Consider the following 7304-nt stretch of genomic DNA (forward strand, 5'->3'; position numbering starts at 1 on the left):
CCCGCGCGAGGCCGACGTAGCGCGGGTCGGCATCGCCCGCGATCCACCGGCGACCGAGCCGTTCGGCCACGACCGCCGTCGTGCCCGAGCCGGCGAACGGGTCGACGACCAGCTGTCCCTCGGCCGACGACGCGGCGACGAACCGCCGGATGAGTTCCTCGGGCTTTTGCGTGGGGTGATCGGTCTTTTCCGCGGTACCGTTGCACAACACCGGGATGTCGAGCACGTCGCGCGGCTTCGCGCCGAGCGGATGCGGCCGCCACCGATCGCGACGCCGGCCCCCGCCGTACTGCGACGACACCGCCTGGACGCGTTCCGGATAGCGGCGCGTGTGCGCGTTGTACGGGACGCGCACCGCGTCGATATCGATGCGATGCGCGCGCGACTTGCGCAGGTGCAGGATCGACTCGTGCGAGCGGCCCCAGTCGCGGCCGAGGTTGGCCTTGTTGCGATACGCCCACACCAACCACCGGCAGCCGCCCGCGAACCGGCGCGCCGACCGCGCCTTGACCTCGGCGAGGATCTCGGAAAACCCGCACACGTAGGCCGATCCGGCGGGCGCCAGCACGCGCTCGACCTCGGCGAGCCAGGCGTCGCACCAGTCGACGTAGGCGTCGAGCGACTCGAACTCGTCCCACTCGGCCTTCGCCACCGCGTACGGCGGATCGGCGATCACGAGATCCACCGCGCCGTCGTCGATCGACCGCAACAGGTCCAGCGCGTCCGCGTACCACAGCGACCCGAGCGCCGTCCGCGCCGCCAGCCGCATGGGCGACGGCGGTCCGGCGAGATCGTCGGGGACCGGCAGCGTGCGCGCGACGCGCGGTGGACGCTTGGGCATGACGCGCGGCATAGTAGCGCGCGATGCCGACATCCGACGTGTTCATCCATCCGACCGCCGTCGTCGACCCCGGCGCCGACATCGGCCCCGGCACCAAGATCTGGCACTTCGCCCACGTGATGCACGGCGCGCGCATCGGCGCCGGCTGCGTGGTCGGCCACGGCTGTTACATCGGCAACGTCGTCATCGGTGACAACGTGCGCATCCAGAACCACGTGTCGGTATACGACGGCGTCACGCTCGAGGACGACGTGTTCTGCGGGCCGTCGTGCGTGTTCACCAACGTGGTCAACCCGCGGTCCGCGCACCCGAAGAAGGACCAGTTTCTGCCGACCCGCGTCAAGCGCGGTGCAACGATCGGCGCGAACGCGACCATCGTGTGCGGTGCGACGATCGGAGAACATGCGTTCATCGCCGCCGGCGCGGTCGTGCGCGGCGACGTGCCGCCCCACGCGCTGATGGCCGGCGTGCCGGCCCGGCGCATCGGCTGGATGGACGAGCGCGGCGACCGGCTGCCGGACGATTGGCAGCCGCCGCGCTGACGGGACCGCCGGCGCGGACGGGCGCTGGGCTGGCCGCGCCGGCCTGCGCCGTCAGTTGTCGGGGTGGCGGCGCATGAACGCCGGCACATCCAGCTCGCTGTCGAGATCGTCGTCGAGCACGTGGCGCAGCGACGGATGGACCCGCGAGAAGTCGCGGCGACGGCGCGGCAGGGCGGCGGGCGGCGCGAGGTTCGGCACGGTATCGCCGGTCACCGGATGGTCGGTCGGTCCGCTGCCGAGCGCGAGGTCGACCGGCGGCTCGGCCGCCTCGATGCTGATCTCGTCGTTGGCCGGCCCGGCTTCGGCGAGCGCGCACTCGACGCTGTAGTCTGCCGCGTGCGGCGTGTCCACGACCGGCGCCGGCGCTGCGGGCTCGCCGATGACGATCTCCCCCGACGTGTGGCTCGGCTTCGGCTGGGCCGGCGGGTACTCCCGCGTCACCTGCGACCGCCGATCGTAGGGGAGTGCGATCTGAGAGGGCGTCGACGACGTGCGCTGCACGGTACGGCCGCCGCGTTCGCGCTCGATGGCTTCGTCGCCGTGATCGAAACCGGTCGCGATTACGGTGATGCGCACCTCGTCGCCCATGTTGGCGTCGATCACCGAGCCGAAGATGATGTTCGCATCCTCGTGCGCGGCCTCCTGGACCAGCGTCGACGCCTCGTTGACCTCGTGCAGCGTCAGGTCCGGACCGCCGGTGATGTTGATCAGGACGCCGGTCGCTCCGTCGATGCTCACGTCCTCGAGCAGCGGCGACGTGATCGCCGCCTCCGCCGCCTCGACCGCGCGACGGTTGCCCGAGCCGACGCCAGTGCCCATCAGCGCGCGGCCCTGGTCCGACATGATCGTGCGCACGTCGGCAAAGTCCACGTTGATGAGCCCCGGCACGGTCATCAGGTCGCTGATGCCCTGTACGGCGTTGAGCAGCACCTCGTCGGCTTTCTTGAATGCGTCGATCATCGACACGTTGTGGCCGACGACCTGCAGCAGTCGATTGTTCGGGATGATGATGAGCGTGTCGACCGCCTCTTCGAGGCGCTCGATGCCGGCCTCGGCCTGGACCCGGCGCCGCTTGCCCTCGAACGTAAACGGCTTGGTCACCACCCCGACGGTGAGCGCGCCGCATTCGCGCGCGATCCGCGCGATGACCGGCGCGGCCCCGGTCCCGGTGCCGCCGCCCATGCCCGCCGTGACGAACACCATGTCGGCGCCCGTCACGGTGTCGGCGATGAGCTGCATGCTCTCCTCGGCCGCCTTGCGCCCGACATCCGGGCTCGCGCCGGCGCCGAGCCCGCGCGTGAGATTCTCGCCGAGCTGGAGCTTGGTCGGTGCCATGTTCGACTCCAGCGCCTGGATGTCGGTGTTGGCACAGACGAACTCGACCCCGTCGAGGTTCGCCGCGATCATCGTGTTGACGGCATTGCCGCCGCCTCCGCCGACGCCGATTACCTTGATTTTTGCGTGCGTGAGCTCGTCGAATTCGATCAGTGCCATGTGATGACCAGCCTCCCTACGTCACTTATCGATGCGGGCGCGGCGCGGGGCAAGTTTTTCAGAACATCTCTCCGAGCCACGACAGGGCGCGGCGCCAGCCACGTCGCTCTTCGGACCCCGCCAAGGGCGCAAAGAACGACTGTCCCTGCATGCCGTAGCGGACCAGGCCGACTGCAGTCGCGAACTCGGGCCCCTTGACCACGTCGATCAGACCGCCGAAGCCCTTGGGGGCGCCGGTCCGGGCCGGCACCTCGAGGATGTCCTCGCAGACCTCCGTCATGCCCGGCAGCGACGTCGACCCGCCGGTAATCACGACGCCGGCGGCGATGCTGTCGAGGTACCCGCTGCGGATCAACTCGCGCCGTACGTGGTCGAAGATCTCCTCGACGCGCGGCTGTACGATGCGCACGAGGATCTCGCGATCGAGCGTTTGCGGCGCGCGACCACCGACGGTCGGAACCTCCATCATCGTCTGGTCGCCGAGCAGATCGCGCAGCGCACAGCCGTACGCCTTCTTGATGTTTTCGGCCGCGCCGAGCGGCGTTCGCAGGCCCACGGCGATGTCGTTGGTGATGTGATTGCCGCCGAGCGGCAGGACCGCGGTATGGACGATCGCGCTGTCGACGTAGATTGCGATGTCCGTCGTACCGCCGCCGATGTCCACCAGCGCGACGCCGAGTTCGCGCTCGTCGTCTTCGAGCACCGCCAGCGCGGACGCCAGCGGCCCGAGCACGATCTCGGCCACGTTCAGCCCCGCCCCGTTGCAGCACTTGACGATGTTCTGCGCGCTCGTGACCGACGCGGTCACGATGTGAACCTTCGACTCGAGGCGAACGCCCGACATGCCGAGCGGCTCGCGGATGCCGTCCTGGTCGTCGACGATGTACTGCTGCGGCAAAACGTGGAGCACCTCCCGATCCATCGGGATCGCCACCGCTTTGGCCGCTTCGTTGACCCGGGCGACGTCGGAGTCGCGGACCTCCTTGTCCTTGACCGCGACGATCCCGTGCGAATTCAAGCCGCGGATGTGACTGCCCGAAATTCCGGCGTACACCGTGGTGATCTCGCAGCCGGCCATGTGCTCGGCTTCTTCGATCGCCTGCTTGATCGCCGCGATCGTTCGGTCGATGTGGATCACGACGCCGCGCCGAAGCCCGTTCGACGCGGACGTGCCGACGCCGGTGACGTCGATCTCGCCGTCCTCGTTCACCTCGCCGACGATCGCAGCGACCTTGGTCGTGCCGATGTCGAGGCCGACGACGATCTCCTCGCGTCTCGGTTTTGCCATCAGTTCGTCCCCCCGAAGCGAACCGTGATGCGGTTCGGGTTCGTCTCGTTGTCCAGGAACACAATGCGCGCACCTGCCCGTTCGTCGGGATCCAACGCGCGCCATGCCGCGTCGAACGCGGCCAGCCGGTCGTCCGGCTGCCGGTCGGCAGCGGTCCCCAACCGCAAAGCGAGCGGTCGATCGTAGGCAAACAGGGTGACGCCGTCGTCGGGGCCGAGGTGGACCTCGCCGAGTGGGGGCCGATCCGCGCTCCGCCGGTACGCGTCGGCGATGGCGAGCGCGCGGCGAATCCGCGCCTGCGCCCCGGCCGGGTCGGCGAGGTACTCGGTCCGCGCGATGCCGGTCACCACCGGCAGCCCGCGCCCCTCGCCGCGGTCGATCGCCGCCCGCTTGAACGGGCGCCCGTCCGCGTCCGCCAAGTAGAGCGCTCCGAGTTCCACGACAGCGGCCGCGCGCCGCTCTACGATCGAGACGTCGAGGGCGTTCGGCAACCGCCGCGCGACATCCGCGCGCGCGATCCACGGGTCGCGCTCGAGACGGCGGCGCACCTGGTCCGGATCGACGCGAAACACATTCGTGCCCGGGATGACGCCGGCGAGCGCGCGAACCCGATCGGGGCGGAGACGCTCGCAGCCGGACACGCGGATGGCGGCGACCGCGAACCGCGGCGACTGCGTCAGCCAGCCAACGGCGAGCGCGGCCGCCCCCGCGACCGCCGCCATGACCGCGACCGCGACGAGCCCCGGCAGCGCGCGCCGCCCCGCGCGGCGGGCGGCGGCGGCGACGGCACTCGCCGACGGCAGGTGGTCGCGCCACCGCTTGATGCGCCGGTTTCGCCGGGCGCGGCGCAGCCGGCGAACGCGCCGGCGCGCTTCGGTCGTGGGGCGGGTAGCAGCTCGGGGCACGTCCTACGTGCATAGACACGAACGCGCGCGCGGGGCAATTTTTCAGCCGTTTTCCGGCGCGACGCCGGCCGTCGCGCGCGGGGGAATGCGCGGCGCCGCCCGCGCGTTGTTCTGTCGGCGGCGGTCGGGCGTACCGGCGGCCCTGCCCCGGCGCAGCCGCCCGCGCGGCGCCCGGTGCTAGCCTGTCTGCGATGGCTCGGTTCCACATCCTCGTCGTCGACGACGAGCCCAACATCCTCACCTCGGTGCGGCGTGCGCTCGAACTCGAGGGCTACGCGGTCGCGGTCGCCGGGTCAGGTCCGGTCGCGCTCGACAAGCTCGCCGAGCGCGACGTGGATCTCGTGTTGCTCGACGTGGTCATGCCGGAGGTCGACGGTCTCGACGTGCTCGCGCGCATTCGCGAAGCTCGACCGGACGTGCCGGTCGTCATGATGTCGGGCAACGCCACGATCGAGACGGCCGTGCAGGCCACCAAGCTCGGCGCGCACGACTTCATCGAAAAACCGCTGTCGTCTGACAAGCTGCTCGTCACGGTCAAGAACGCGCTCGACTTCGCGCGCCTTCGCCGCGAGCACGAGCGGCTCGCGGCGCGCGAGGTGGCCGTCGCCGAGATGATCGGCACGAGCGCGGCGATGCGGGCGATCTTCGACAAGATCGCCAAGACGGCGCCGACCTCGGGACGCGTGCTGATCACCGGAGAAAACGGCACCGGCAAGGAGTTGGTCGCCCGCGCCATCCACCGCCACTCCAAGCGCGCCGACGCGGCGTTCGTCAAGGTCAACTGCGCCGCCATCCCCCACGAGCTGATCGAGAGCGAGCTGTTCGGCCACGAAAAGGGCGCGTTCACCGGCGCGACCCAGCAGCGGCGCGGCAAGTTCGAACTCGCCGACGGCGGCACGCTGTTTCTCGACGAGATCGGCGACATGACGCCGAGCGCCCAGGCGAAGGTGTTGCGCGTCTTGCAAGAGGGCGAACTCGAGCGCGTCGGCGGCTCCGAAACCATCCGGGTGGACGTGCGCGTCATCGCGGCGACGAACAAGATCCTGCCCGACGAGATCGCGGCGGGGCGTTTCCGCGAAGACCTGTACTACCGGCTCAACGTCGTCCCGATCGAGCTGCCCCCGCTTCGCCACCACCGCGAGGACATACCGGCGCTGGTGGATCACTTCTTGCGCATCTGCTGCGAAGACAACGACCGGAGGCCGAAGCGGATCGCGCCGTCGGCCGTGACCCTGCTGATGCAGTACGACTGGCCCGGCAACATCCGCGAGTTGAAGAACCTGATCGAACGCCTCGTGATCCTCACCGGCGACGCGCCCGAGATCGGCGAAGCGGACGTGCGCGACGCGTTGCCGCAGACGACGCCCACGCGCGGCTCGTACGCCCGCGGCGTGTCCCTCAAGGACATGGTGGCCGCCGCCGAGCGCGACATCATCCTCGCGGCGCTCGCCGAGCACGACCACCACATCGCCAACACGGCGCGCGCGCTGCAGCTCGAGCGCTCCCACCTGTACAAAAAGATGAAGGCGCTCGGAATCGACCACCGGGCCGCCGGCCGCGACCCATAGCGGGAGCCGACCGGCCCCGCGGCCCGCGCCTATGCCAAGGCCGCCTTGGCCTTGCCGGCCTTGGCCTTGCCGGCCCTGGCCTTACCGGCCTTGGCCTTGCCGACCTTGGTCGCCGCGCCGTTGCGCTTGCCGGTGCCGTTGACCGCGCCCACCGCGTCGCGCAGCGCGTCGATTTTCGGCGTGTGCTCCCAGGTGAACGTCGCGCCGGTGCGGCCGAAATGGCCGTACGCCGCCGTCCGCCGGAAGATCGGCCGGCGCAGGTCGAGTTCGCGGACGAGCATCCCGGGGCGGCAGTCGAACGTCCGCGCGACGGCCTTGGCGAGCCGCTCGTCCGACACGGTACCGGTGCCGAACGTGTTGACCAGCAGCGACACGGGCTTGGCCACGCCGATCGCATATGCAAGTTGCACCTGCACCTTCTTGGCAAGCTTCGCCGCCACGACGTGCTTGGCGATGTAGCGAGCGTAGTAGCTCGCAGACCGGTCGACCTTCGACGGATCCTTGCCCGAGAACGCGCCGCCGCCGTGCGCTCCCATGCCGCCGTAGGTATCGACGATGATCTTGCGACCCGTGAGGCCGGAGTCGCCCATCGGTCCGCCGACGACGAATCGCCCGGTCGGATTGACGAAGACCTTGGTCTTCGGCGTCCACAGGCGCTTCGGCACG

7 protein-coding genes are annotated in these 7304 nt (G+C 70.2%); 2 read left to right on the top strand and 5 right to left on the bottom strand.

Annotated elements, in window-relative coordinates; translation table 11 throughout:
• Positions 1-841, bottom strand: an 841-nt coding sequence (locus D6689_18100; protein ID RMH38948.1) for a site-specific DNA-methyltransferase, incomplete at its 3' end; no start/stop codon positions are given.
• Positions 842-864: 23 nt separating this feature from the next.
• On the opposite strand from D6689_18100, the gene D6689_18105 reads away from it, so the two are divergent.
• Entirely contained in the window at positions 865-1383 is a 519-nt protein-coding gene (locus D6689_18105) for an N-acetyltransferase (GenBank protein RMH38943.1), read from the top strand.
• Positions 1384-1434: 51 nt separating this feature from the next.
• On the opposite strand, the gene ftsZ is transcribed toward D6689_18105, so the two are convergent.
• The 3 genes from ftsZ to D6689_18120 form a co-directional block, all read right to left on the bottom strand.
• The gene (ftsZ, locus tag D6689_18110; GenBank protein RMH38949.1) at positions 1435-2871 is read right to left on the bottom strand and encodes a cell division protein FtsZ; all 1437 of its coding nucleotides are present in this window, start codon (positions 2869-2871) and stop codon (positions 1435-1437) included.
• A 64-nt stretch (positions 2872-2935) separates the two neighbouring features.
• A complete protein-coding gene (gene ftsA / locus D6689_18115) occupies positions 2936-4165 on the bottom strand; it encodes a cell division protein FtsA (GenBank protein RMH38944.1) in 1230 nt (409 codons plus the stop codon).
• Positions 4165-5070: an FtsQ-type POTRA domain-containing protein gene (locus D6689_18120; GenBank protein RMH38945.1), complete on the bottom strand. Its 906-nt coding sequence runs from the start codon at positions 5068-5070 to the stop codon at positions 4165-4167. Before D6689_18120 ends, ftsA begins: the two co-directional genes overlap by 1 nt.
• A 191-nt stretch (positions 5071-5261) precedes the next feature.
• Between D6689_18120 and D6689_18125 the strand changes: the two genes are divergently transcribed.
• On the top strand, positions 5262-6638 hold the full coding sequence (locus tag D6689_18125) for a sigma-54-dependent Fis family transcriptional regulator (GenBank protein ID RMH38946.1): 1377 nt from the start codon (positions 5262-5264) through the stop codon (positions 6636-6638).
• Between the two features lie 29 nt (positions 6639-6667).
• On the opposite strand, the gene D6689_18130 is transcribed toward D6689_18125, so the two are convergent.
• Positions 6668-7304 (bottom strand): methionine adenosyltransferase (locus D6689_18130; GenBank protein RMH38947.1); only part of this gene is annotated, 637 nt, incomplete at its 5' end.

Source organism: Deltaproteobacteria bacterium (genome assembly GCA_003696105.1).
GTDB lineage: Bacteria > Myxococcota_A > Polyangia > Haliangiales > J016 > J016.